Genomic DNA, 23,906 nt, shown 5'->3' with positions numbered 1-23,906 from the left:
CGGCGGGTGCTGCGGGCTCTGCGGTCATGGCAACCGAGGGGGTGGCGGCGGGCGCCGCGGGTTCGGGGGTCACGGGAACGGGTGGGGCAGCGGCGGGCCGGCGAGGCGCAGCCGGGGCAGGCCCTGCGTGCGCCGGTTGGCCTCGCCGAACGTCATCGGCACGGTGCCCGGCACGATCACCTTGGCCGAGTGCAGGCCGAGCCGTTCGCGCACCACCGGGTCGCTCTGGTCGACCGCGATCACCTCCAGGTCCAGCCGCTCCCACGCGCGCACGTAGTGCTCCAGCAACGCGTCGAGGTCGTCGCGCGGCACGTCGGGGACGGCGAGGTCGTCCTCCGGGCCGGGCCGCAGGAAGTCGTACCGCGGCGCGGCCTCCGGCAGGCCGTTGACGTTGACGTGGTCGTCCATGGTGCGGATCCGGCGCGGGTCGCGCAGCAGCGCGCGCAGCCGGTCCGGGTCGAAGTCGCCGGGATCGGTGCGGTAGCGCTTCGCGCCCGCCTCCACGTCCATCACCACCTCGGCCGTCGCCGACCGCATCGCCGCGTCCGGGTCCAGGCCGGCCCCCGCGGCGAAGAACGCCTGCGGCAGACCGGGTCTCGTGGCGCGGGCGAGGGAGAGCACGGCCGGCACGCCCAGGTCGTTCGTGGCGTCGTACAGCTCCAGCCGGTAGCCGAGCTGGTCGAGCCGGTCCGCGAGGTGCGTGGCGACCTCGTCGCGCACGCGCAGCCGGGGGAGCGGGCGGCGGCCGTACCAGGCGGTCAGGAACGCGTCCCGCTCGGCGACCTCGAACAGCCCGTACAGCACCGCCTCGGTGAGGCTGTTGCCGGCGCCGCAGCCGTTGGACGTCTCGTCGACGAACCGGGGCCCGGTCGCCGGGCCCCAGTAGGCCACGTGCTCGGGCACCGCCACCGGCCGGCCCCGGGTGTAGGACCAGCCGTGCACCCACCGGGTCCGCACGTCCGGGCGGTACGGCACGACGTGCGGCGACTCGTGGTCGGGCAGCCCGAGGCGGGTCGGGTCGAGCGCGCGGTCGCCGAGTTCGGCGTAGGACGCCTCCAGCACGGTGGTCACGCGCCGCGGCGCCAGGCCGGCGTGCCGTTCGACCGCTTCGTACAGCGCGACCCGCTCGGCGTCGGCGTAGTCGGCGGTGCGGCCGAACCCGGCCTGACCGCCGCCCAGCTCGGCGCTCACGGCCGCCACGGTCAGGTCGCCGATGCGGTGCATCCCGCCGACCGGGCCGTGCCGCAGGTCGAACAGCTCCCGGCGCAGCGCGTCGCCCGCGGTGCGCGGGTTCGCGCCGCGCAGCGTGCCCGCCACCACCGGGACGGGTTCGCGGACCACCGTCGCGGCCTCCGCCGAGTCCTCCGGCAGCGGACCGCACGCGGGGCAGCCGCCGGGCCTGGGCCGGACCCGGTGCTCGCCCACCGTCGCGAGGTCGGTCCGCAACGCCAGGACGCGGTCCCGGTGCGCGTCCGGGTCGGCCAGCACGCGGTCCACCAGCAGCGCGAGCAACGGCCGGAGCGTGACCGACGCCAGCCCGCCCAGCCTCATCGCGGCGTCGCCGCGCGGCACGGACCCGCCGAGCGCGGCGAGCCGGGCGTCCTCGGCGCACGCCACGCACACCCCGCCCGACACCGGCCCGATCAGCACCAGCGCGCCGTCGAACCGCACCGGCAGCACCGCGCCGTCACCGCCGATGCCCGCCAGGTCGCCGATGGCGTAGTCCCGCAGTTCCACCACCCGCACGGTCATCGCGCCACCTCCGCCACCGCGAACGCCGCCAGCCCGGCCGCCTCCAGCACGGGACCGAGGGGCACGGCCTTCACCTCGACCGCGAGGGCGCGCAACGCGTCCTGCAACGCCCCCTCGCCGTCCCGCACCCCGTACGGCCAGTGCCAGTCCCGGTCGGTCCACGGCGCGGCCGCGCCGGCGGGTTCCGCGACCGGCGCGGCCCCGCAGAGCACGACCGGCCCGGCGACGCCGGCCTGGGCCTTCCCGGCCGCGGCGAGGGCGGCGAAGGCCACGGCGTCGGCCGGCTCCGCCTCGACCGCCCAGGACAGCTCCTCGCCGTCCGCCCGCACCACCGCCCGCACCACGCCGGGGGCGAGCCTGGTCACCTCCAGCTCGGCGGGCAGCGCGAACCGGAGCGTCACGGCCTTCCACCACCGGCGGGCGGTGGCGTTGCCGGCCCACTCGGTCTCCGCGACCGGCGTGCCCGCCCGGTGCCGGACGGCGGTGCGCAGGGCCAGGCCCGCCGCGTGCACTTCGTCCACGCCGAGGACCGCGCCGGCCGGCGCCAACCGGGTCGCCGCGCGGACCAGCGCGTCCAGCCGGGCGGAGTGCTCGGTCGCGCCGAAACCGACCACGTCACCGGACGCGGCCAGCTTGACCGGCAGCTGCGGCAGGTCGCCGGGCAGCGGCGTGGGCACCGGCCCCAGCTCCCGGTCGCCCAGCACCTCCAACGGCGTGCCGCCGCCCTCGCGCGGCCGGACCGCGGACAGCCACGGGTGGTACTCGGCGTGCAGCGGGTCGACCCGCGCCACGAGCACGGCCTGGTGCGGCGGCCCGGTCGGCGGCACGTCGCTCCACATGTCCACCACCTCGGTGGACGGGTCGGGCAGCCCGCCCACCGCGCACACGAGCCGGTGCGCGGCGGCCGAACCGACCAGCGCGGCCAGCACCTCCGGCGGCGTGCCGGGCGTGCCGGCCAGCCGGTCCGCCACCGCGGCCGCGTCGGCCTCCACGTCGGCGAGCGCGCCCGGCTCGACCACGAACCCGACGTCCGCCGCGCACCCGGCCGCGACCGCGTGCCCCTCGGCCGCCAGCACCAGGCCCGCGCCGGGCCGCACGGCGGCCACGTCGAGCCCCGCGGCGACCAGCGCCCGGTGGGCGGCGGCGGCCAACGCGCCCTCGCCGGTCACCGCCACGGTCGCCGACCGCAGCCGCCGCCACGCCGCCCGGGGGGACGGGGCCACGGAGTCCAGCCAGCCCGCGATGTCGTCGGGCGGCGCGTCCTCACCCCAGTCGACCGGCGACTCGACCAGCATGTCGTGCTCGCGGAGCTGGCCGATCAGCAGCTCCAGCGCCCGCGCCACGGCCGGTGACGCGGTCGCCGGCACCGCCAGCCGCTCGGGCGGCACGCCGTCGGCCAGCGGGCCCGCCAGGCGCTCCCAGATCGTCCAGAGGCCCTTGCCGCCGTCGAGGGTGAAGCTGGACCGCCAACCCCGCACGTGCAGACCGGTCGCGGTGGGCGTCGCGTGCACGACCGGCCGCAGCCGCAGCACCACCCCGCTCACCGCGACACCTTCGCCATCCGCGCGACGTGCGCGGGCCAGTCCAGCCCGGTGATCCGCTGCACCGCCCGCACCACCAGGCTCGCCGCGAGGTAGCGCTCGACCGGCGTCACGTCGCACACGGCCAGCAGCTGGTAGAGCATGTTCGTCCCGAAGCGGTAGACGGTGACCGGCCGTTGGTAGTCGGGGTGGTCGAAGTCGACCTCGCGCAGCCGGAGGTGGTACTCGCCGACCCGGTCGACGTGGTCGCGGTGCCAGCGCCGGATCGCCTGCTCCTCGCCCAGCCGGACGGCCCGCTCGCCGAGGTGCCCGGAGTATGCCGTGGGCAGCTCGCCCCGGTCGAACGCCTCCTCCACCACCGCGCGGGTGGCGTCGGTCCACGCGATCCAGGGCGTTCCCGTCGTCCCGGCGGCGACGCGCTCCACCATGTCCGCCGTCTGCTCCGCGTTGCGCTCCCAGACACCGTCGAACCGGGCGCGCAGCACGCCGTCGGGGTCGTCGTGCAGCAGGAAGCCCTCCAGGTGGGACAGGAACGAGTGGTAGCCGTTCACCAGGCCCGCCGGGAACCGGCTCGCGTGCGCGGTCATCGCGACCACGGCCAGCCGGACCCGGGACCGGCTCGTGCCGTCGACCGCCACCGCGTCGGCGATCGCGGGCACGCCGAGCCGCAGGCATCGGGACCGGAGGTCCACCAACGCGTCCGACCCGAGCAGCTCGCGGAGCGCCGTGAGGTCGGTCGGCTCCACAAGCACCGTGTTGTCCGGGTGGATCGGCTCGTACGGCGGCGGCACCAACTCGGCCGTACCGTACTGCTTCGACCGCGCCAGCAGCACTTCCGGTGAGACGTCCGATGTGGACGGACGCTCGGCCAGGTACGCGCGCAGGCGGGACGCGACGAGTTCGGCGGCGTCGTCCGGACCGTCCAGCCGCACCCGCACGTGCGGCCCGTGCAGCCAGTGCCGCTCCACGTGCCCGGTCGCGCCACCCGCCTCCGCCTCCGCCAGCGCGGGCAGCACGGCGTCGCGGAGCAGCGCCGCCTTCACCGGGTCGTGGTAGTAGCAGACGACGTCGGTCACGAAGCCCTCCAGTACGTTTCCGCGATCAGTTCGACCACCCGTCCTCCCTCGCCCGGCACGGGCAGCGCCTCGGTCAGCCGCACGCCGTCGGGGAACCGCGCCAGCAGGCGCGGCAGGCACCGCAGGTGCAGCGGGTCGCCCAGGTCGGCGTACTGCGGTTTGCCCACCGTCAGCGCGCGCAGGTAGGCGTCGGCCGACGCCGGTCCGCCGTCCGGGCCGACGAACACGTGCTCCGGCAGCCCGTGCCGGGCGCGCAACCGGGCCACGTCGAGCGCGGCCCGGTCCTCCGCGCCGACCTCCGGCGGCGCGGGGAAGTCCCAGGACCGGCGCGCCAGCACCACGTCGCCGTACGACAGCGATCCCCAGGCGGTCACGCCGCCGTCGGTCGTCACGGTCCGCAGCGGGTCGAGGTCCACCCAGCCGCAGCTGAGGTCGGAGTACAGCGGCACCTGCCGGTCCGGCAGCGCGAGCGGGATCAGGAAACCCAAGTACAGCACGTCGAGCGGGACGCCGCGGTGCGTCACCCGGACCTCGTCGGCGACCGGGTCGTGCCGCACCTCCACCTCGTCCGCGACCAGGTCGGCCCACCGCGCGTCCTCGCCGACCTCACGCGCGCCGAGCAGCGGGTGGAGGTTGGCGTTGAACCCGCGCACCGGGCGGAACTGCACCGGGTCCGCGGTGTGGCGGAGCACCTGCCGGGTCACCGCGTCCCGCGCGCCGGGCAGCAGGTCCAGGAACCGGCTGGTGAACTTGCCGAACCCGGCGTACACGCGGTTCACCACGAGCCGCCCGTCGGGGGCCGGCTGGGCGAAGACGGCGTACGAGCCGGGGCGGCGGGTCGCCCAGGCGGGCAGCAGGTCGGCGGCGGAGGCGAGGACGTCGTCGGTGACCACGCCGTCGAGGACCTGGCCGGCCAGCTTCCCGCGCAGCGCCAGGACGGCGTGGACGTCGGGGTCGTCCAGCTCGGCCGCGCGCAGGGAGTCCTGCCACGCCCGCGCGAGCGGCGCGGAGGAGTCGGCCGGGGTGGCGACCCCGCCCTCGCCGAAGCGCTCGACGAACCGGGTCCGGATCAGCCGGCGGAGCAGCACGTGCTGGTCGAACGCCACGAACAGCGGCGTGAGGCGGGTCAGCGCGGGCGCCGCGCCGGGCGGCACCGGCACGGGTTCGGGCAGGACGACGTCCTCGACCACCGGGACGACACCGGTCAGGTCCGCGCCGACCCGCTCGCCGAGTTCGCGCCAGCGGTCGGACAGCTCCGTCAGCAGCGCCGCCCGGGTGGGCGGGTCGGCGGTGGCGAACGCCGCGGTGGTGGCGGAGATGTCGGCCAGCCGGCGCGCGGCGTCCCGGGCGGGTTCCGGCCCCCGATCCGCCTGCCCGGGTGCGAGCAGCCAGGAGGCCAGCGCGGTCACCGCGTCGGGCTCCTGCGGGTGGATCGGGGACACCGGCACCAGCAGCCCCAGCTCGCGCGTCCTCGCCACGAACGCCCGCGCCGCGCGCGGCGGGTCCGCCACCGTCAGCTGCGCCGCCAGCGCCTCGGCGATCCGCTCCAACGCCACCCCGTCCGGCCCGGCCGCCCGCACGAGGTCCACCACGAACCGCAACGGCCGGGTCGCGGCGGCGTCCACCTCCTCCTCCCGCACCACGGCGGCACGTCCGATGCCCTCCGCCGGCACGTCGCGCCGGAACAGCAACCGCCCGTCGCGTTCCCGCAGACCCGGCGCGAGGCGGTGCGGCAGCCGCGGACCGAGGGCGTCGACCAGCCTGTCCACCAGCAGGCGGTGCGCCGCCGGGTGCGACACCGGCTCCGCCGCGGGCCACGGCCCGTCGCCCCACGTGCCCCAGCCGACGTGCGTGTACCAGGACAGCGGGCTCGTCTTCGCGGTCGCCCGCAACGCGTACCGCAGCACCGTGGGCTCGGCCTTGCGCGCCTTGCGGTCCGGCTCGCCGCCGCCGCGGGCGGTGCGGTCCAGGCCGTGCAGCAGGTCCGCGCCCGTCAGCACGCTCGCGCGGCGCAGCTCGTCGGCCGCGCACACCTCCGCGAGCCACGCCCGGGACTCCGCCAGCGCCCGCGGCCACGCGTCCAGCGCCGCCTCGACGGCCCGGTCCAGCTCGGCGTGCGCGGCCAGCCAGTCCGCGAGCGCCGGCACCCGCCGCGGGAGCGTGCCCAGGTCCGACGAGGGGCGCGGGGGACGGTCGTTGTGCACGTCGCGCCGCAGCGGCAGCACCACCCGCCGGTGGAACCCGGCCGAGTGGCCGTTCGCGCTGTCGTGCAACGCGTCGGCCAGACCGTCGGCCGCGGCCGCGATCCGCCGCCGGGCCGCGACGACCGCGGCCAGCGCGGCCCGGAACGGCGTGGGCGCCGGTCGGGGGTGCGCCAACGCGGCCACCCGGACCAGCGCGTACGGCGCGAGTTCGGTGGTGGTGCGGTCGGTGGCCATCCGGTGCTCCCGTCACGGTGTCGCGGCCGGGAGCGCCCGCGCGGGCGCTCCCGGTCCGGCTCGACTCAGCCCTGGCTCGGCAGCTCCGGCTGCTGACAGCAGCAGCACGAGGTGCTGCTGCACGAGCACGCCGCCGCCGAAGCGCCGGTCTCGGGCAGCGCGACGGCGTCGCGCATGGCGGTGACGGCGAGGTCACCGAGGTCGAGTTCCGAGTCGTCGAAGGTGAGGTCCATCGGTCACGTCCTTTCCGCTTGAGGTGCGTCCGGTAGTGGTGGTGATCGACCCGTCCGGGCTCGGCGCCGGAACCCTCCCCGCCGCGGGGGACCGCGTGCTCGTGGCCTTGCGGTTCCCCGAATCGGGATCGTGCCGGGCGACCGGCCGCCGCACCGCGGCGCGGGCGTCGAGGGGGCACGCTCCCACCTGCCGGTATACGTCCGGTATGTGGTGCGGACACCGATGTTTCCCCGCCTTCGGGCCGCCGTCGCGCGTCGGGGGCACGACCTACCGTGTGGGTGTCCGATCGGGTTCGGCAGGGGGAGATCCGGGTGTCCATCTGTTCGACCTCGCGCGTGCCGCGGGAGCTGGACGTCCGGCTGCTCGGCGGTCCGGCGGTGGGCGGCCCGAACGTGGCGCGCGTGGTGCCCGGCGGCGTGAAGACGCGGACGCTGCTGGCGGCCCTCGCGCTGGACGCGGGGTCGGCCGTGTCCACCGAACGCCTGATGGACTACCTGTGGGAACGCGAACCGCCGCGCAGCGCGGTCAAGAACCTCCAGCTCTACGCGTCCCGCCTGCGCCGCTGCCTCGACACCGCGAACCCCGGGCTCTCCCGCCTGCTCGTCCACGTCGGCCACGGCTACCGGCTCGACGTGCCCGCCGAGGCCGTGGACGTGCTGTGCGCGGGCGGGCTGCTCCGGTGCGGCGCGACCGCGTTGCGGGAGGGCGACCCGCGCCGGGCGGTCGTCGCGCTGACCGCCGCGCTGGCGGACTGGCCGGTGGACGGGCTGGCCGGGCTGGTGCCGTCCGGGCCGGCCACCGCCGTGGCGGCGCTGTGGCGCGAGCGGCGGCTGACCGCCGTCGAGCACCTGGCCACCGCGAAGATCGTGCTGGGCGCGCCGCGCGAGGCGGCCGACCTGCTGGCGCCGCACGCGTCGGCGCACGTCACCCGCGAGTCGTTGCAGGTGCTGCTGATGCGCGCGTTGGCCCGCTCGGGCGACCGGGTCGGCGCGATCGAGGTCTACCGCAGGCTGTGGCGCGTGCTCGACGCCGACCTCGGCATCAGGCCCGGCGGTGAGGCGCGGGCGGTGTTGGACGAGCTGTACAGCACCGCGTAGCTCAACGGCCCCCGGCGATCGCGCCCGTGATGGTGGCCTTGATCGCGAGGGCCGCGCCGGAGCGCGCCCACCGGCTGAAGTCGAACGGCCGCACGTCCAGGTCGATCAGGTCCGGGTCGTCCTCGTAGGTGTCCTCGATACCGTCGTGCACCAGGGGCGACGCCACCTCGTACAGCGGCAGGCCGTCGCCGGTCAGCAGCACCTTCTGCGGGTCGAAGGCGTTGGCGACGGTGCCGATGAGCACGCCGAGGGCGTAGCCCGCCTCGTCGAAGACCCGGCGGGCGAGCGGGTCGCCCGCGTGGACGCGCTCCAGCGCCTCGTCGTAGGTCGGCCGGCCCGCCAGCCGCCGCAGCATCACGTGGGTCATGAGGTAGCTGGAGATGCAGCCGCGACGGCCGCAGCCGCACAGCGGGCCCTTGCCGTCGACCAGCGTGTGGCTGAAGTGCGGCGGCAGGCCGTGCGCGCCGGCCAGCAGCCGCCCGTCCACGATCATCCCGGTGCCGACGCCCGCGCCGACGGTGATCACCGCCATCGACGTCAGGCCCGCGCCCGGACCGAACCAGTGCTCGGCGGCGGTGAGCGCCTGGACGTCGTTGTCGACCGCGGTCGGCACGCCCGTCAACCGGGTCACCTCGGCCTTGAGCGGCACGTCGGTCCAGCCCAGGAACTCGTGGCGGGCGACCAGGCCGTCCAGCACGATCCCGCCCACGGTCACGCCGATCGCCGTGAGGCCGGGGAACCGGGCCGCGACGTCCGCGATCTGGCCGGCCACCGCGTCGGGGTCGTGCGACCGCAGGGGCTCCTCCGCGGTCGCCAGCGGCGTGGCGGTCAGGTCGGTCAGGGTGGCGAAGAGGCGTTCGGCGGTCAGCTTCACGCCGAGGAACCGGTGGGCCGCGGCGCGCACGTGCAGCGTCTCGGAGGGTCGGCCGACCGTCGGGCGCGGCTTCGTGTCGCCCTCCACCAGCAGGCCCTCGGCGACCAACGTCCTGGTCACGCGGGTGAGGGTCGGGCGGGACAGCCGCAGCCGGTCGGCCAGCCCGGCGCGCGACCGGGGGCCGTGGATCAGCACCTCCAGCAGCACGTCCCGCGCCACCGGCGGCAGCGTCGGCCACGGCGCGGTGGCACGGGCGGTCGAGGTCACCGGTCGAACATAGCGGCCTGCGGGGACGCGGTGAACAGTGGCGGATCTTGACGCCACGTCGGCTCCTCTCGTAGCGTGGACGCTTAAGTTCCACTCGGAAACTAATCATGCCCATGTCGGTGGCGCCGGCCGACAGCCCGTCTGGGAGCGCTCCCGGAGCGATCCGGGCGGGTGGGCGTCACAGTCGTCGACTCAAAGGGGTGTCGAGGGATGAGGACAACGTTCGCCCTGCTCGGTGCCGCGCTGCTCGTCGTGGCGGGCATCGGGCCGACCGCGCAGCCGCAGGCCCGCGCCGCGACCGGGCTGCACGTCAGCGGGACGAAGATCGTCGAGGCCAACGGTCAGCCGTTCGTGATGCGGGGCGTCAACCACCCGCACGTCTGGTTCACCGGGCGCACCAGCTCGTTCGCCGACGTCAAGGCGCTGGGCGCGAACACGGTCCGCGTGGTGCTGGGCAGCGGCAAGCGGTGGGGACCGTCCACGGACACCGCCGCGGTGATCGGGTTGTGCAAGCAGAACCGGCTGATCTGCGTCCTGGAGGTGCACGACACCACCGGCTACGGCGAGGAGGGCGCGGCGGCGTCGCTGGACGAGGCGGTCGACTACTGGATCGGCCAGAAGGGCGCGCTGGTCGGCCAGGAGAACCACGTCGTGATCAACATCGGCAACGAGCCGATCGGCAACACCAACGCCGCGCAGTGGACCGACGCCACCGTGGACGCGATCGAGAAGATGCGGGCCAACGGGTTCCGGCACCTGCTGATGGTGGACGGGCCGAACTGGGGCCAGGACTGGCAGTACGTCATGCGGGACAACGCCCAGAAGGTCCTCGACGCCGACACGCAGCGCAACACCGTGCTGTCCATCCACATGTACTCGGTGTTCAACACCGCCTCCGGCATCGTGGACTACCTCGACCGCTTCCAGGCCAACAACTGGCCGCTGGTCATCGGCGAGTTCGGGTGGCGGTTCGCGGCGAACGAGGTCGACCACGAGACGATCCTGAGCGAGGCGCAGGAGCGCGGCCTGGGCTACCTGGCGTGGTCGTGGAGCGGCAACAGCGACCCGATCCTGGACATGGCCACCGACTTCGACCCGGCCCGGCTGACGACCTGGGGTCAGCGCATCTTCCACGGGGCCAACGGCATCAAGGCCACGGCCAAGGAAGCGAGCATCTACAGCGGCACCCAACCCACGAGCACCACGACCACCACCACGACCACGACGACCACCACCACGCCGGGTGGCGGGCCGGGCTGCACCGCCGCCTACCGGGTGACGAACCAGTGGCCGGGCGGCTTCCAGGGCGAGGTCCGCGTCACCGCCGGGTCGTCGGCCATCAGGGGCTGGACGGTCACCTGGACGTTCGCCGACGGGCAGGCCGTGACCAACGCCTGGAACGCGACCGTGACCATCAGCGGCTCGACCGTGACGGCGCGCAACGCGGGCTACAACGGCTCGCTCGCGGCCGGCACGAGCACCACGTTCGGCTTCACCGCCACGTCCCGCACGGCCAACGGCGCGCCGACCGCGTCCTGCACCGCGAGCTGACCGCCGACCGGGGCCGCCGGTGTCACTCGACCACGATCCGGATCGACTGCGCCCTCGGGTACTTCCGGCCCGGCAACGGCGTGGGCGACCCGGTGAACGACACCGGCGTCCCGGTCGGCAGCATGGCCAGCCCCACCGGCAGGTCGTCCCGCGACGCGAACCACGACCCGCCGCGCGTGTCCGTGATGAACCCGTGCTTCTGCCCGGCCCGCCACCCGGTCACCGTCCCCAGCCGGCGGCCGCGCGGCGTGCCGACCGGGGACGCCGCGACCCCGCCGGACCGCACGAACGGGCTCCGCAGCGGGTAGTCGGCACGGTCGGCGGGCGCGAACAGCTCGTCGAACGAGGGCGTCCGCGTCGCCGCCGCGCGCAACGGCGCGGCGGTGCGCGGCGTCCAGGCGGGCGGCGGCGTGCCGGACGGGAGCCGGACGTCGACCACCGGCACGATCACGCCCACCCCGCGCGCGGCGAGCCGCGCGGCCAGCGGGGTGAAGTCGGCGTCGCCGGTGACCAGCACCACCCAGTCCAGGGGCGCGGTGGTGGCGCGCTCCCACGCTTCGAGCGCGAAGTGGACGTCGACGCCCTTCTCCTTGCCGCCGTGCAGCGGGAGGTCGTGCCGGGTGATGCCGGCGGCGGCCAGCGCGGCGTCGAACGACGCGGCCGGCGTGTCGATGCGGCCGCGCACGTAGTGCGCCTCGTGCAGCACGCACTCGTCGAGGGGCCGCCCGGTCACGGTGTGGACGTACCAGCGCACCGCGTCGTGGAAGCCGTCCAACGCGACGCGAGCCGCCCGCGGGTGGGCGGTGGCGTGGAAATCGCTCAGGTAGGCGAACCACGTCCCGTCGTAGAACACACCGATGCGCACGAGCTCCCCTGCTGGTTTCGGGCCGTCAGCGAAGGGATACACCACTGCGGTGACCACACCCGAACCCGACCCCGTCACCGCGTCCTCGATGGAGGACGAGCCGGACTTCGCCGCCGAGCACTCCCGGCCGACGTTCGCCGACGAGCAGCGGGGCTCGGCCAACACCGCGCCGGACGAGTCGACGCCCGAGGGCGAGGCCGGCGCGGGCGGCATGGACCCGAACTGAGCACCCGCCCGGTCGGCGCGCCTTCGCCGCCGGGAGGGAACCCGGGCGTTCGAGCGGTCGGTGGCCGGCCCGTTGTCGTCGTTCGCGCGGCGGTGCCGACCAGCGGTCGGGCCGGACGACGGGCCGACGCGTTCACCCTGATGTCGTCGTTGGCCCGGCGGCTCGAACCAGTGGTCGGTTCGGCCGAGGCGTCCGAGCCGCCGGCGGGTCCGCTCGCGGTCAACTCGCGGTCGTCGCCGGGTCGGTGGCCTGAGCCGCCAGCCGGCGGCGGTGGAAGCGGGCGATCGCGGCGATCCCGGTCAGCGACACGACGGCGCTCGAGACCAGCACGACCAGCGTGCCGCCGGCCGCGCCCGGCGTCTCGTCCAGCAGCACCATCCCGATCCACGCCGCGACGATCGGGTTCAGCACGGTCTGGCCCGCCACCACCAGGTCCGCCGGCCCGCTCGCGTACCCCAGCTGGATGAGCGACGCGCCGACCACGAACGCCACCGCCAGCCCGGCGAACGGCACCCACGGCACCTCCGGCAGCGACGTCGTCACGTCCCGCACCAGCACCGCCACCAACCCGTACGCCGCCCCGGCGCCGGCCGCCAGCGCGAGCGCCCGGGACGTCCCGCTCCGGAACGCCCCGACCAGCACGAACCCGCACACCACGGCGGCGACCACCTGGATCGCCCGCAACGCCGCCGCCGGCTCCACGTCCGTGGTCACCGCCGACCGGGCCGCGACCGCGACGAACGTCGCCACCCCGCCCGTCGCCGCCACCACGGCCACCCCGAACCCCGGCGTCACGCGCCGGACGCCGAGGGCCGCGACCACCGGCAACGACAGCACGGCCAGCGGTGCGACGACCGTGACCGGCGCCAGGGCCAGCGCGAGGACCTGCAGGACCGCCGCGACGAACAGCACCGAGAACCCGAGCAGCCACCTCCGGTTGGACGCCAACCGGGTGAACCGGCGCACGGTGAGGTCGCCGACGTCCCGCACCCCGGCGTGCTGCAACGCGGCGCCGAGCGCGCTCAGCACCGCGCCCGTCACCGCGCACAGGATCGCGATCGCCACCTGACCAGGGTAGGTGCCGTCCCCGCTCCACGAGGTGACGCTCGGGTGTCACTGCGTGACCGCCGGCCACGAACGGCCGCTATCCCGCCACGCCGGTGACGTCTACCGTCGCGGTTCTGGAGGGAGAAGACCATGACCTTCGCTGACGTCGTGCGCCGGGCGGGGGCGGCCGTGCTCGCGGTCGGTCTCGCGCTCACCGCGGCCGGTCCGGTGTCGGCGACGCCGGACCGCGTCGCGCCGGACCTCGCCCGCGAGCGGCTGGACCGCGCCGCCGCGACCCGGCCCGCCGCGGTCACCGGCTGGTACCTCGACCCGGCGACGAACGCGCTGGTCGTGACGGTGCACGGAGCCGCCGATGGGGTCGCGCGGTGGGCGGACCGGGTCGGCGCCGGGCCGGTCTCGGTCGACCACGTCGCCGAAGCGCCCCGCCCGGTGTGGGACCTCGTCTCCGGCCAGGCGCTCTACAGCGGTGCCACCCGGTGCACGCTGGGGTTCAACGCCCGCATCGGCACCACGCGGTACGTCCTGTCCGCCGGGCACTGCGTCGGCGCGGGCAGCTCGTGGTCCGGCGTCGGCGGCCCCGTCGGCACGTCGGCCGGCTCGTCGTTCCCGGGCAACGACTACGGCCTGATCCGGGTGACGTCCTCCGCCGCCGCGTCCACCCCGCTGGTGGACCGCCACGACGCCGGACCCGACGTCACGATCGTCGGCTTCGGCACTCCGGCGGTCGGCTCGTCGGTGTGCTACTCGAGCCCGGTCGGGGGCTGGCGGTGCGGCGGCGTCGCCGGTCTCAACCAGACCGTGTGCTACGCGCAGGGCTGTGTCAGCCAACTCGTCCGGGTGAACGTGTGCGTCGAGCCGGGCGCTTCCGGCGCGCCGGTGGTCACGGACCCGGGTTCGGGGACCACCGTCCGGGCGCTGGGCGTGGTCTCGGGCGGGTCGGGCAACTGCACCACGGGCGGGACGATGTACTACCAGCCGATCGCCGAACCGATCTCGGCGTACGGGCTGACGCTCTACACCGGCTGACGAGTCGTTCGGCGACCCGACCACCGGGGTGTCGTCAAGCCGCAGCCGGGGCGGGAGCGGTGTCCGGGGGCGCCGCCGCCCGTTCGGCCGGCGGCGCCCCCGGAGCCGTCGTCACGGGCTGGTGCAGCTCACCTCGCCCGGCGCGGTGGCGTTCGGCGCGTTGGCCACGAACCCGAACGTCGTGGACGCGCCGCCGCCCAGCGAGCCGTTGTACGGGGCGTTGCGGACCGCCACCGCCCCGCTCGTGCCGGTGTTCACGCCGCCCCAGAGGTTGCTGACGGTGTGGCCCGACGGCAGGGTCATCCGGACCGTCCAGCCGTTGACCGCGGCGGTGCCGGTGTTCGCGACCTTCACCTCGGCCTGGTAGCCGCCGCCCCAGCTGTTCACCACGCGGTACGTCGCGGAGCAGGCCGCGCCGCCGGGCTGAGTGGTCGTGGTGGTGGTGGTTGTGGTCGTGGTCGTCGTCGTGGTGGTGGTCGTGGTCCCGGGATCGCCGACGCTGCCGGGCACGGACAGCAGCGCGTTGTACCAGGCGGTGGCCATCTTCGAGTAGCCGCCCGCGTTGGGGTGCACGCCGTCGGCGAGGTCGGACGTCGTCAGCGCCCGGTACATGTCCACCAGGTGCACGCGCTTGCCCGCGTTGACCTTGCTCTGCACCATCGCGGGGATCGTCGCGTTGAACGACCGGACGGCCGAGTCGAACGACGACAGCGGCGTGATCGTGGCGACGAACAGGTCCGCGTTCGGCGCGAGGGTGGTGATCCGGTCGACCAGGTTCGACAGCCGTTGCGGCGCGCCGGCCGGGTCGTTGCCGTACATGTCGTTCGTGCCGATGTGCAGCAGGATGGTGCGCGGGGTGTAGGTGTTCAGCCAGGTAGTGACGTTGTTGTGGATCTGGGCGATGGTCCAGCCCGAGTGGCCCTCGTGGTTGCGGTCGCCGAGGCTGCTCGGGCCGTTGGCCATGGACCCGACGAAGTCGACCGTGTGGCCGCCCGCGACGAGCTTCTGCCACAGGTCGATGCGGTAGCCGCCGGGCACGTTGAAGCCGTCGGTGATCGAGTCGCCGAGCGGCATGACCTTCACGCCGCTGTCGGCCTGCGCCGTGCCGACCGCGAACACCGTGGCGGCGACCAGCGCCAGCGCGGCGACCGCGCCGGCGAGCGTGTGCTTTCGTGTCATCTGACCGGACCTTTCGGGAGGTGGGCGTGGTGCGCCGGCCGCCGCCCGCACGAGCCCGGCGGCCGCCAGTGCCTCGCACGACGCCACACCCCTTGAGCCCCGACGGGCGCTCCGCCCGCGCCACCGCAGGCAGGAGCCGCCCTCGCGCCCGACGTCGGTGTCCGGCACTGAAACGTTCAGGAGTGTGTGCCGGAACGTTTCCCTTGGCAAGGCAATCGAGACGCGCCGCGCCCCGGTCACGGTCCGTCGCATGCCGCCGTTCGCCGGTGCGGCTCCCGGCCGCCGGCGGGCTCCGCCCCCGCCCTCACCCCGTCGCTCCCGCTCGCGCTGAACTGCGCGATCGACCCGTTCGACGGCCGGCGTGCCCGCCCCCGCGACGGGGGTCCGCCGGCCGCGGGGGCTGCGCTGTTCGGGCTATCCCGCCGGCCGGCTGGGCGGTCCGGGACCCGGCGTCTCGTTTCGGCGTTTCAGCACAATGGAGGAGGTGGCGCGGTCCCCGTCCGGGGTTCGGCCCGGTCCGATGTGGACGCGGACGTCACGGTCGCGGCACGTCGTCGCGGATGGTCCGGTAGCGGCCGTCGTGGTAGAGCAGGGGAGCGGTGCCCTCGCGCAGGTCGCCCGCGGTGACCAGGGCGAGCACGAGGTGGTGGTCGCCCACCGGGATGAGCGTGCGGACCTCGGCCCGCAGCCAGCCCGCCGTGCCGTCGAGGACGGGCTCGCCGCCGTCGAGGCGGCTCCACCGCGTCGGCGCGGCGAACCGGTCGATGCCGCTGGTGGCGAAGCGCCGCGCCACCTCCTCCTGGTGCGCGCCCAGGAAGTTCACGACGATGCTGCGCGCGTCGCGCACGTGCGGCCAGCTCGAAGAACCGGTGGACACGCCGAACGAGATCAGCGGCGGCTCGGCGCACACGGAGGTCAGGGACGTCGCGGTGAACCCGGCCGGGTTGCGCCCGTCGTCGGCGGTGATCACCACCACGCCCGCCGGGTGGCGGCGGAACGCCCGGCGCAGGGTGTCGCCCGACAGCGTGGCCGTCATCGGCCGGCCCCGGCGGTGCGCTCGGTCCGGGGAACCGATCCTTCCAGCATTGCGGCCATGAGTCCTTCCTCCGGGCGTGCGAGATCAGACGTGCGAAGTCGGGGGTTTCCCCAGTGCGACGACCACGGGGTTGTCGCGCCGGTCGTCGGGGGTCGATTTCGTGGATGTGGGCGAACAGGTCGGCACCGAGGACGGGCGTGGATTTCGCGCGTCATCCCCCTTCCCCGGCGCGAGGCCGCCGGCGGTCCGATGTGGACTGTTAGGCGACCGACGCGCAGCGCGCGCTCACCTGCCGACGGTGGTCGACGTGGCGGCGCGGGCGGGGCGCGGGAACGTGGGGCACGAGATCGATGCTGGCATTCGCGTCCCGGTCCGGCCAAGGAGGCTCACGATGTGGGAAGGGCTTGTCACGCGCCCGTGACCGGAGGTGTCCGGGCGGTCGACGGGAAGCCGGGCGGCGTGCCGGCCGGTGGACCACATGCCCGTGACGCGGCGTGCCGGCCGGTGGACGGGAAGCCCGTGAGGCGGTGCGCCGGGCGGTGGACGGGAAGCCCGTGACGCGGTGCGCTGCGCGGTGGGTCGGGACTTGGCCCGGGCCTGTGGCGCGGCGTGCTGGGCCCGCGAGGTCCTGCCGGGGTGCGATGGCCGCTGAACGCCACCGGACCTCCCGACCGGGCGATCCGACCCGGTCGGGAGGTCCGGTCCTGGCGACCGCGCTGTGGACGGGCGCGCGCCCGCAGCGCGGAACCGGGCCGTCGGGGTGGCCCGGCCGGCAGACGACGGCGATCGCCGCGCTGCTGGACCTACCCGACCCGGAGGAGGGTTCGCCCCCGGGCGGGAGCTCGACGTGGTGGTAGGACACCGTGGCGTGGTGGATCGGCTCGTCCGGGCACAGGTCCTCGGCCGAGGACCGGACCGTGTCGTGCCCCGGCTCGGTGTGACCGCGGCCGAGGGCGGTCGGGTGCCGGCCGTGCCACGGCCGCCAGGACGAGGGAGGTGGCATACCTTGGTCGGGGACGTCTGATCGACATCGTGCGGCGGTGCCTCCCTCGACGGGGGAACGAGTGGGCACGACCCACCGTGGCCGCCGTGTCTGGACGCCCACTGGACGGGTTCTGGACACCACCGGATCGGAGTGCGCATGGCGTCGAACGACCGCATCGAGCCCTCCGGCGAGGTGTGGGAGGCCGACTGGGTGCGGCCGCGGTTGCGCCGGTTCGGGTCCGCGGTGGCCGCGGTCGTGCCGGACGGCTTCCCCGCCTACGCCCGGGTCCTGCACCCCGCGGTCGCGCCGGACGGCCGGTTCGCGCGCTGGGCGGAGGTCGCCGCCCGGACCGGCCGCCGCGTGCACCCGTTGGCGCAGTTCGCCGCCGTCGCCCGCCCGGCCGGCGGCGGGGCCGCCTGGCCCGGCCGGGAACCGGAGACCGGCGCCCTGCCCGCGGACGCGTTCCGCGAGCTGTGCGCGGTGCTCGCCCGGCACACCGACGCGGCCGACCGGTGCCGGTTCTGCCTCTGGGAGGGCTACGGCCGGCTCTACCCGGCGACCCCTCGCCGCGGGCCGCGGGTCCGCCTGCCCGGCCGCGACCACCTGCTGTTCACCGGCCCGCTGGCGGCCGCCGCCGGACCCGGGTGGTGGCTGCCCCACGACGGCGGGGCGCACCAGACGCCGAACCTGTTCTGGCCGGCCGACCGCGCCTGGTGCGTCGCCTCGGAGATCGACCTGCACTGCACGTTCGTGGGCGGTTCCGCCGCCCTGGTCGAGGAGGTCCTGGCCGCGCCCGGCCTGGAGGCGTGGCCCGTGCGCCCCGGCGACCCCGTCGCCCACGACAGCGATCACGTCAACACCCCTTGAGCCGCCGGGCGAATCGTCTGGATGGGCGGTGGAACGGCCCCGGACCCCGTGCCAGCATGGGACGGCGGGGCCGTCCCGCCGCGGTGATCGGCGTGATGGGGGTCGTGGGTGCTGGCCGTGCGGGTGCTCGGTCCCCTCGGGGCCTGGCGCGACGGCACGGCGGTGGCGCTCGGCCCGGCCGGTCGCAAGGCCGTGTTCGGCCTGCTCACCCTCGCCGACGGCAAACCGGTCACCCGCGCCGAGCTGGTCGACGCCCTGTGGGGCGAACGGCCGCCGCCCAGCGCCACCAACGTGATCCACACCCACGTCAAGCACCTGCGCCGGCAGCTCGAACCCGGCCGCGGCGCCCGTTCGCCGAGCGCGACCCTGCCCACCGTCGGCGACGGGTACGCGTTGAGCCTGCCCCGCGACGGGGTGGACGTGGTCCGGTTCCGCTCGCTGGTGGCCCGCGCCGACGCCGTGCTGCGCGGCGACGAGCCGCGGCACGCCGCGGACCTGCTCGGCCGGGCCCTGCGGCTGTGGCACGGACCGCCGCTGGCGGACGTGCCGTTGCTCGCCGGCCACCCGGCCGTGGTGACGTTGGCGGGCGAGCACCGCGCCGCGCTCGCCCGGTACGCCGAGGTCATGATCGCGACCGGCGCGGCCCGCGACGTGCTGCCGCTGCTCGTGGAGGACGTCGCCGACCACCAGCTGGACGAGTCGGCGCACGCGTTGCTGGTGCGGGCGTACACCGCGGCCGGGCAGCGCGACCGGGCGTTCGCCACCTACGACTCGGTGCGCCGCCGGCTCACCGAGGAACTCGGCGTGGGGCCGGGACCGGAGCTGACCGCCGCCTACCTCGACGCGCTGGACGAGACGCCCGTCGACCACGCGGCCCCACCTCCGCCCGCGCCGCCCGCCGTGAACCAGCTGCCCGGTGACGTGGTCGCGTTCACCGGTCGCGGGGCGGAACTGGCCGAACTGGACCGGGTGCCGGCGTCCGGGCGGACCGGGGTGCCGATCGTGGTCGTGTGCGGCACGGCGGGCGTGGGCAAGACGGCGCTCGCGCTGCACTGGGCGCACCGCGCCCGGTGGGACTACCCGCACGGGCAGCTCTACGTCGACCTGCGCGGCTACGACCCGCGGTCGCCGCTCACGCCGGCCGACGCGTTGGGCCGGCTGCTCGACGGGCTCGGCGTCACGGGCCCCGACGTCCCGCTCGACGCCGACCGCCGGGCCGCCCGGTACCGCGCCGAACTCGCCGACCGGCGCGTGCTGGTCGTGCTCGACAACGCCTCGTCGGTCGACCAGGTGCGCCCGCTGCTGCCGGGCACGCCGGGCTGCCTGGTCGTGGTCACCAGCCGCAACAGCCTGGCGGGGCTCGTCGCGCTGCACGGCGCGCACCGGCTCGACCTGGCCCCGCTGCCCGCGACGGACTCCCTGGCGCTGCTGCGCGCGCTGGTCGGCGACCGGGTGGGGCGGGAACCCGCGGCCGCCGCGGCCCTGGTCGAGCAGTGCGGCCGGCTGCCGCTCGTGCTGCGCGTCGCCGCGGAGCTGGCCGCGTCCCGGCCGGGGACCACGCTGGCGGAGCTGGCCGACGAGCTGGCCGACCGCCGCCGGCGGCTGCGCGTGCTGGACGTCGGCGACGACGCCCGGGCCGCCGTGCGGACCGTCTTCTCGTGGTCCTACCTGCAGTTGCGGCCGGAGGTCGCGCGGGCGTTCCGGCGGCTGGGCACGCACCCCGGCCCGGACGTCGAGCCGTACGCGCTCGCCGCGCTCACCGGGACGGACCCCGACGACGCCCGCCTGGCCCTGGACGTGTTGGCGCGCAACCACCTGGTGCAGCCCGCGCGCGGCGGCCGGTTCGCCGTGCACGACCTGCTGCGCGCCTACGCCGAGGAGTTGGCGGTCGAGCACGACCCGGCGGCGGAGCGGTCCGCCGCCGTGGAACGCCTGCTGGCGCACCACCTCGCCACCGCGTCGGCGGCGATGGACCTGCTCTACCCGGTCGACCGCCCGCACCGGCCCGTCATCGACCCGCCGCCGACGCAGCCGCCGCCGTTCACCACCGCCGACGACGCGCGTGCCTGGCTCAACGCGGAACGGCCCACGCTCGTCGCCCTGTGCCGCTTCGCCGAGCGCGACGGACGGCCGCGCTACGCCGTGGACCTGTCCCGCACCCTGTTCCGCCACCTGGAGAGCGGGCACTACGCGGACGCGTCGGGCATCCACGAGAGCGCGTTGCGCGCCGCCCGGCGGTCCGGCGACGACGCCCTGATCGCCGCGTCGCTGACCAACCTCGGCGCCCTGCGCCGGCTCCTCGGCGACTACGGCGACGCGGCCGGGCACCTGCACGAGGCGGTCGAGCTGCACCGGCGCACCGGCGACGGGTACGGCATGGCGCGGGCGTTGTCGAACCTCGGGATCGTGGAGGAGCGGCTGGGGGAGTACGAGGCGGCCGCGGCCCGGCAGCGGGAAGCGCTGGCCGTGCACCGGCGGTTGGGTTACGAGTACGGGGAGGCGGCGGTGCTGCTCAACCTCGGCAACGTCTACAACCGCCCCGGTCACCACCGGCTCGCCGCGGAGCACATGGAGAGCGCGCTGGACCTGTTCGCCCGCCTGGACGACACCGTCGGCCAGGCCAGCGCGTTGTCCAACCTCGGCGACGTGTGCGCGTCGCTGCGGCGCTACCCCGACGCGGCCCGCCACCTCGACCGCGCCCGGGAGCTGTTCCAGCGCCTCAACCACCGCTACGGCGTGGCGGTGACCATGTGCAACCTGGGCAACGTGCACCTCAGGCTGGGCGACTGGGCGCAGGCCCACGGGTGCTACGCGTCGGCCCTGGACACGTTCCGGGACATCGGCCACCGCTACGGGGAGGCGAGCGCCCTCAACGGCGTGGCCGAGGCGCTGCGCGCGGCCGGGCGGATCGGGGAGGCCCGCGACGCGCACGCCGGCGCGCTGCGGATCGCCACCGAGACCGGCGACCACGACGAGCAGGACCGCGCCCGGAAGGGCCTGGCCGACACCTCCGCGCAGGCGTGAATCCCGCGCGACAGACGTGGTTGTCGAACACGTGGACCGTCCCGGACGACGCCACCGCCACACAGCGCCGGCCGGCAGGGCGGCGCTCGCGATCGTCGATTGGTGCTCCAGCCGTGATTCGTGATCAGTAGCTGATCGGCCTCAGACCGGCCCGGGCGCGACATCGTGCACGACGAAGGTGGCGAACCCGAGTTCACGCCGCAAGCCGCCGAGCCAGGTGTCACGGTGCTCGCGGGCGGCGGTGAGCGCCTGGTCGCGGTCCTCGACGGTCGGGGCCGACCGCACGGCCCAGTCGACGAGCGAGCCGGTCCAGCTGAACTCGTAGTCGTCCCATTCGGTCAGTGTGCTGACATGCCCGAAGGACGGCTCGAGGCCGTGCCGGCGGAAAGCCTGCACCAGGCCGGCGAGGTCGGGGACGGAGTCGGCCGGGAGTCCGAGCGCGGCGAGCGCTGCCGCGGACGGGGTCACTTCCCAGATCATCTCGCCGATCAGCGCCTGACCGCCGGGGCGCAGGTGCTGCCGGACGGCGACCAGCATGTCCTCCAACCCGCCGAAGGCGTGCCGGGCGCCGACGCAGAGCACCACGTCGAAGAGCCCGTCGTTCCAGGTGGCGGCGTCGGCCTCGATCCACCGCACCCGGTCCGTCAGCCCGCGTTCGCCGGCGCGCCGGGCGGCCGAGGCCGGCAGCATGTGGTCGATCCCGACGCCTGTCGTCGCGGGATGGTCCAGCAGCACCTGCTGCAGCCACTCGCCCTCACCGCAGCCGAGGTCGACCGCGCGGGAGCCGACGGCGGGGCTCAACCACCCGACCAACTCGCGCACCCGGTCGGGCGCGACCGGTGCCGCGATGGGGTGGCGCAGGTGCGCGATGTCGAAGATCTCCGATCGGTCCACCGAGGCAATGTAATGCCGGTACTCGGGTAATGGATCGCGATTTCCACCGGCCTTGACCGGATCGTCGCCGGTAGTGGGCCTGTCGGGAACACCCCGACCTGGGCGTTCTCGATCCGGCCCGCGGTCCCGGTGTACTGCCTTTGCACACCGACGGTGTGCACGCCCTTCTTCACGTCACCGGTCTCGTCCACGACCAGGATCCCGTCGGCGGTGCCCAAGCGAGATACGTGCATTGTGGTGCGCGATCATCAGGGGCTTGCGCCGGGCGCGGCCGCCTCGCAAGACTGCATCCTTCGCGCACGGTTGGGGGAATCCATGCGGACGTTGCTCGTCACCGCGGTGGCCGCGAGCCTGCTGGTGGTCGCGCCGCCGGCCGAGGCGGCCACGATCGCCTGGCAGCCGTGCCCCGACCAGCCCGCGGCCGAGTGCGGCACGGTCTCCGTGCCGCTGGACTGGGCGGACCCGCGCGGCCCGCGCGTCGACCTGGCGGTGTCGCGGGTCCGCGCCGGCGACCCGGCGCGCCGGATCGGCGTGGTGGTCGTCGACGCGGGCGGTCCCGGCGGCTCCGGCGCGGAGTTCGCCCGCGCGCCGTACCTGAGCGCCGAGGTGCGGGCCCGCTACGACGTCGTCGGCTTCGACCAGTTGGGCACCAACAACAGCTCGGCGATCCGCTGCTCGGCGGACCTGATGGCGCGCAACCCCGGCGACGACCCGGCGGACGAGGCCGCGTTCGCCGCGCTGGCCCGGCACAACGTCGCGGTGCGGGACGACTGCCGCGCCCGCCACCCGGTGTTCGACCACGTCGACACGGCGCGCTCGGCCCGCGACCTGGACGCGGTGCGCCGGGCGCTGGGCGAGCGGCGCATCAGCTTCTACGGCATCTCCTACGGCACGCTGCTCGGACAGCAGTACGCGGAGCGGTTCGGCCCGCGGGTGCGCGCCATGGTGCTGGACGGCGTGATCGACCACAGCGTCGACCTGCGCCGGTTCGTGCTGGACCGGGCGCGGGCCGTGGAGGAGGCGTTCGACGCGTTCACCGCGTGGTGCGCGCAGGACACCGCGTGCGCCCTGCACGGCCGGGACGTCCGCGCGGCCTGGGAGCGGGCCCTCGCCGCCGCGGACGGGATCGGGCTCGGTCGGGACGACCTGATCCACTGGGCGTACTCGGAGCTGCGCGGCGGTGCGTACGAGAGCCTGGCGTCGCTCATCGCCGACGTCGGCGGCGGCGCGCGGGTGCTCGACTTCGAACCGAACTACGACTCGCTGCGCTACGCCGTGGTGTGCCAGGACTTCGCGTTGCGGTTCCGGGACTTCGAAGAGTACCGGGCGCTGCGCCGGGCCGAGCTGCGGGCCGCGCCCACGTTGCGCGGCACGGTCATCGGCCACCAGGAAGCCGCGACGTGCATCGGCTACACCGATCGGCCGAGCAACCCGCCGCACCGCCTCGACGTGGCCGACGCGCCGCCGCTGCTCCTGCTGACCAGCCGCTACGACGTGGCCACGCCGTACGCGTGGGCGCGCAACGTGCAGCGGCAGGCCAAGGGCTCGCGGCTGGTCACGTTCGACGGGCCGGGCCACGGGGTCTACCACGCCAACGACTGCACGCGTGCCGCCGCCGACGCTTACCTGCTCGGCGCCGCGCCGGCGCGCGACACCACCTGCTGACGGGCGTCAGCCCTCGACGTCGTAGGCGCGGTCCAGGATCGACGTGGTCACGGCGACGCACCGGTGCCGCCCCGGCAGGGCCTCCTCCACCGCCTCGTCGTCCAGCGGCTGCCGGTCGTGGACCGGGAACGGGGTGGTGACCGGACAGGCGCGGGGTTCGGCCTCCTCGCCGGGCGGCGGCTGCCCGGCTCCGAGCCGGCGCCGGGACACCCATGAGGTCGCGCGGTGCTCCCAGGCCACC

19 protein-coding genes and 1 pseudogene are annotated in these 23,906 nt (G+C 75.6%); 7 read left to right on the top strand and 13 right to left on the bottom strand.

Translation table 11 applies throughout. The annotated features are described in order from the left end of the window. Window positions 1-69: 69 nt before the first annotated feature. The 5 genes from ACWEFJ_RS09355 to ACWEFJ_RS09335 all read right to left on the bottom strand — a co-directional run bounded on the left by ACWEFJ_RS09355 (window position 70) and on the right by ACWEFJ_RS09335 (window position 7,040). Window positions 70-1,752, bottom strand: a complete 1,683-nt coding sequence (locus tag ACWEFJ_RS09355; RefSeq protein ID WP_449713424.1) for a TOMM precursor leader peptide-binding protein — start codon at window positions 1,750-1,752, stop codon at window positions 70-72. Then, complete coding sequence (locus ACWEFJ_RS09350) at window positions 1,749-3,296, bottom strand: hypothetical protein (RefSeq protein ID WP_449713423.1); 1,548 nt, start codon at window positions 3,294-3,296, stop codon at window positions 1,749-1,751. Before ACWEFJ_RS09350 ends, ACWEFJ_RS09355 begins: the two co-directional genes overlap by 4 nt. Further along, complete coding sequence (locus tag ACWEFJ_RS09345; RefSeq protein ID WP_449713422.1) at window positions 3,293-4,369, bottom strand: lantibiotic dehydratase C-terminal domain-containing protein; 1,077 nt, start codon at window positions 4,367-4,369, stop codon at window positions 3,293-3,295. Before ACWEFJ_RS09345 ends, ACWEFJ_RS09350 begins: the two co-directional genes overlap by 4 nt. Then, entirely contained in the window at window positions 4,366-6,807 is a 2,442-nt protein-coding gene (locus ACWEFJ_RS09340; protein WP_449713421.1) for a lantibiotic dehydratase, read from the bottom strand. Before ACWEFJ_RS09340 ends, ACWEFJ_RS09345 begins: the two co-directional genes overlap by 4 nt. A gap of 65 nt (window positions 6,808-6,872) precedes the next feature. Continuing rightward, complete coding sequence (locus ACWEFJ_RS09335) at window positions 6,873-7,040, bottom strand: thiazolylpeptide-type bacteriocin (RefSeq protein ID WP_449713420.1); 168 nt, start codon at window positions 7,038-7,040, stop codon at window positions 6,873-6,875. Between the two features lie 312 nt (window positions 7,041-7,352). On the opposite strand from ACWEFJ_RS09335, the gene ACWEFJ_RS09330 reads away from it, so the two are divergent. Next, the gene (locus tag ACWEFJ_RS09330) at window positions 7,353-8,138 is read left to right on the top strand and encodes an AfsR/SARP family transcriptional regulator (protein WP_378097721.1); all 786 of its coding nucleotides are present in this window, start codon (window positions 7,353-7,355) and stop codon (window positions 8,136-8,138) included. A 1-nt stretch (window position 8,139) separates the two neighbouring features. Here the strand turns inward: ACWEFJ_RS09330 and ACWEFJ_RS09325 are convergent, their stop codons facing one another. Then, window positions 8,140-9,279, bottom strand: a complete 1,140-nt coding sequence (locus ACWEFJ_RS09325; RefSeq protein WP_378097718.1) for an ROK family transcriptional regulator — start codon at window positions 9,277-9,279, stop codon at window positions 8,140-8,142. A gap of 210 nt (window positions 9,280-9,489) precedes the next feature. Between ACWEFJ_RS09325 and ACWEFJ_RS09320 the strand changes: the two genes are divergently transcribed. Then, window positions 9,490-10,830 carry a cellulase family glycosylhydrolase gene (locus tag ACWEFJ_RS09320; RefSeq protein ID WP_449713419.1) on the top strand — a complete coding sequence of 447 codons (1,341 nt, stop codon included), beginning with the start codon at window positions 9,490-9,492 and terminating at the stop codon, window positions 10,828-10,830. 22 nt (window positions 10,831-10,852) lie between these two features. On the opposite strand, the gene ACWEFJ_RS09315 is transcribed toward ACWEFJ_RS09320, so the two are convergent. Then, window positions 10,853-11,695, bottom strand: coding sequence for an NYN domain-containing protein (locus ACWEFJ_RS09315; RefSeq protein WP_449713418.1), 843 nt, complete (start codon window positions 11,693-11,695; stop codon window positions 10,853-10,855). A gap of 49 nt (window positions 11,696-11,744) precedes the next feature. Between ACWEFJ_RS09315 and ACWEFJ_RS09310 the strand changes: the two genes are divergently transcribed. Next, a complete protein-coding gene (locus tag ACWEFJ_RS09310; RefSeq protein ID WP_378097710.1) occupies window positions 11,745-11,921 on the top strand; it encodes a hypothetical protein in 177 nt (58 codons plus the stop codon). A gap of 219 nt (window positions 11,922-12,140) precedes the next feature. Here ACWEFJ_RS09310 and ACWEFJ_RS09305 read toward each other — a convergent pair whose 3' ends face one another. Continuing rightward, on the bottom strand, window positions 12,141-12,986 hold the full coding sequence (locus tag ACWEFJ_RS09305) for a hypothetical protein (RefSeq protein WP_449713417.1): 846 nt from the start codon (window positions 12,984-12,986) through the stop codon (window positions 12,141-12,143). 132 nt (window positions 12,987-13,118) lie between these two features. Between ACWEFJ_RS09305 and ACWEFJ_RS09300 the strand changes: the two genes are divergently transcribed. Continuing rightward, on the top strand, window positions 13,119-14,015 hold the full coding sequence (locus ACWEFJ_RS09300) for a S1 family peptidase (protein WP_449713416.1): 897 nt from the start codon (window positions 13,119-13,121) through the stop codon (window positions 14,013-14,015). A gap of 111 nt (window positions 14,016-14,126) precedes the next feature. Here ACWEFJ_RS09300 and ACWEFJ_RS09295 read toward each other — a convergent pair whose 3' ends face one another. Next, window positions 14,127-15,194, bottom strand: a complete 1,068-nt coding sequence (locus ACWEFJ_RS09295) for a cellulose binding domain-containing protein (RefSeq protein WP_449713415.1) — start codon at window positions 15,192-15,194, stop codon at window positions 14,127-14,129. Window positions 15,195-15,729: 535 nt separating this feature from the next. Beyond that, the gene (locus ACWEFJ_RS09290) at window positions 15,730-16,230 is read right to left on the bottom strand and encodes a flavin reductase family protein (protein ID WP_449713414.1); all 501 of its coding nucleotides are present in this window, start codon (window positions 16,228-16,230) and stop codon (window positions 15,730-15,732) included. Window positions 16,231-17,371: 1,141 nt separating this feature from the next. Here ACWEFJ_RS09290 and ACWEFJ_RS09285 point away from each other — a divergent pair. Together ACWEFJ_RS09285 and ACWEFJ_RS09280 are read left to right on the top strand one after the other, a co-directional pair. Continuing rightward, the gene (locus ACWEFJ_RS09285; RefSeq protein WP_449713413.1) at window positions 17,372-18,082 is read left to right on the top strand and encodes a hypothetical protein; all 711 of its coding nucleotides are present in this window, start codon (window positions 17,372-17,374) and stop codon (window positions 18,080-18,082) included. Window positions 18,083-18,190: 108 nt separating this feature from the next. Beyond that, the gene (locus tag ACWEFJ_RS09280; protein ID WP_449713412.1) at window positions 18,191-21,106 is read left to right on the top strand and encodes a tetratricopeptide repeat protein; all 2,916 of its coding nucleotides are present in this window, start codon (window positions 18,191-18,193) and stop codon (window positions 21,104-21,106) included. A gap of 141 nt (window positions 21,107-21,247) precedes the next feature. Here ACWEFJ_RS09280 and ACWEFJ_RS09275 read toward each other — a convergent pair whose 3' ends face one another. Next, a complete protein-coding gene (locus tag ACWEFJ_RS09275) occupies window positions 21,248-22,000 on the bottom strand; it encodes a class I SAM-dependent methyltransferase (protein WP_449713411.1) in 753 nt (250 codons plus the stop codon). Further along, window positions 21,904-22,212, bottom strand: a pseudogene (locus ACWEFJ_RS09270) (transposase); the annotation flags it as partial. The gene ACWEFJ_RS09275 and the pseudogene ACWEFJ_RS09270, both read right to left, overlap by 97 nt. 103 nt (window positions 22,213-22,315) lie before the next feature. Between ACWEFJ_RS09270 and ACWEFJ_RS09265 the strand changes: the two are divergent. After that, window positions 22,316-23,665 carry an alpha/beta hydrolase gene (locus tag ACWEFJ_RS09265; protein WP_449713410.1) on the top strand — a complete coding sequence of 450 codons (1,350 nt, stop codon included), beginning with the start codon at window positions 22,316-22,318 and terminating at the stop codon, window positions 23,663-23,665. Window positions 23,666-23,671: 6 nt separating this feature from the next. Here the strand turns inward: ACWEFJ_RS09265 and ACWEFJ_RS09260 are convergent, their stop codons facing one another. Beyond that, window positions 23,672-23,905 (bottom strand): hypothetical protein, encoded by a 234-nt coding sequence (locus tag ACWEFJ_RS09260; RefSeq protein WP_449713409.1) that lies wholly within the window; start codon window positions 23,903-23,905, stop codon window positions 23,672-23,674. Window position 23,906 lies beyond the last annotated feature (1 nt).

It is taken from the genome of Actinosynnema sp. NPDC004786 (assembly GCF_053601135.1).
Note: the sequence above shows the minus strand (reverse complement) of the source record. Positions and strands in the feature narration are given on the sequence as shown.

Excerpts from the sequence above, each read along its gene's own strand:
- ACWEFJ_RS09355 (WP_449713424.1), bottom strand. The coding sequence starts at position 1,752 with ATGACCGTGCGGGTGGTGGAACTGCGGGACTACGCCATCGGCGACCTG.
- ACWEFJ_RS09340 (WP_449713421.1), bottom strand. The coding sequence starts at position 6,807 with ATGGCCACCGACCGCACCACCACCGAACTCGCGCCGTACGCGCTGGTC.
- ACWEFJ_RS09335 (WP_449713420.1), bottom strand. The coding sequence starts at position 7,040 with ATGGACCTCACCTTCGACGACTCGGAACTCGACCTCGGTGACCTCGCC.
- ACWEFJ_RS09320 (WP_449713419.1), top strand. The coding sequence starts at position 9,490 with ATGAGGACAACGTTCGCCCTGCTCGGTGCCGCGCTGCTCGTCGTGGCG.
- ACWEFJ_RS09300 (WP_449713416.1), top strand. The coding sequence starts at position 13,119 with ATGACCTTCGCTGACGTCGTGCGCCGGGCGGGGGCGGCCGTGCTCGCG.
- ACWEFJ_RS09295 (WP_449713415.1), bottom strand. The coding sequence starts at position 15,194 with ATGACACGAAAGCACACGCTCGCCGGCGCGGTCGCCGCGCTGGCGCTG.
- ACWEFJ_RS09290 (WP_449713414.1), bottom strand. The coding sequence starts at position 16,230 with ATGACGGCCACGCTGTCGGGCGACACCCTGCGCCGGGCGTTCCGCCGC.
- ACWEFJ_RS09285 (WP_449713413.1), top strand. The coding sequence starts at position 17,372 with ATGGCGTCGAACGACCGCATCGAGCCCTCCGGCGAGGTGTGGGAGGCC.
- ACWEFJ_RS09265 (WP_449713410.1), top strand. The coding sequence starts at position 22,316 with ATGCGGACGTTGCTCGTCACCGCGGTGGCCGCGAGCCTGCTGGTGGTC.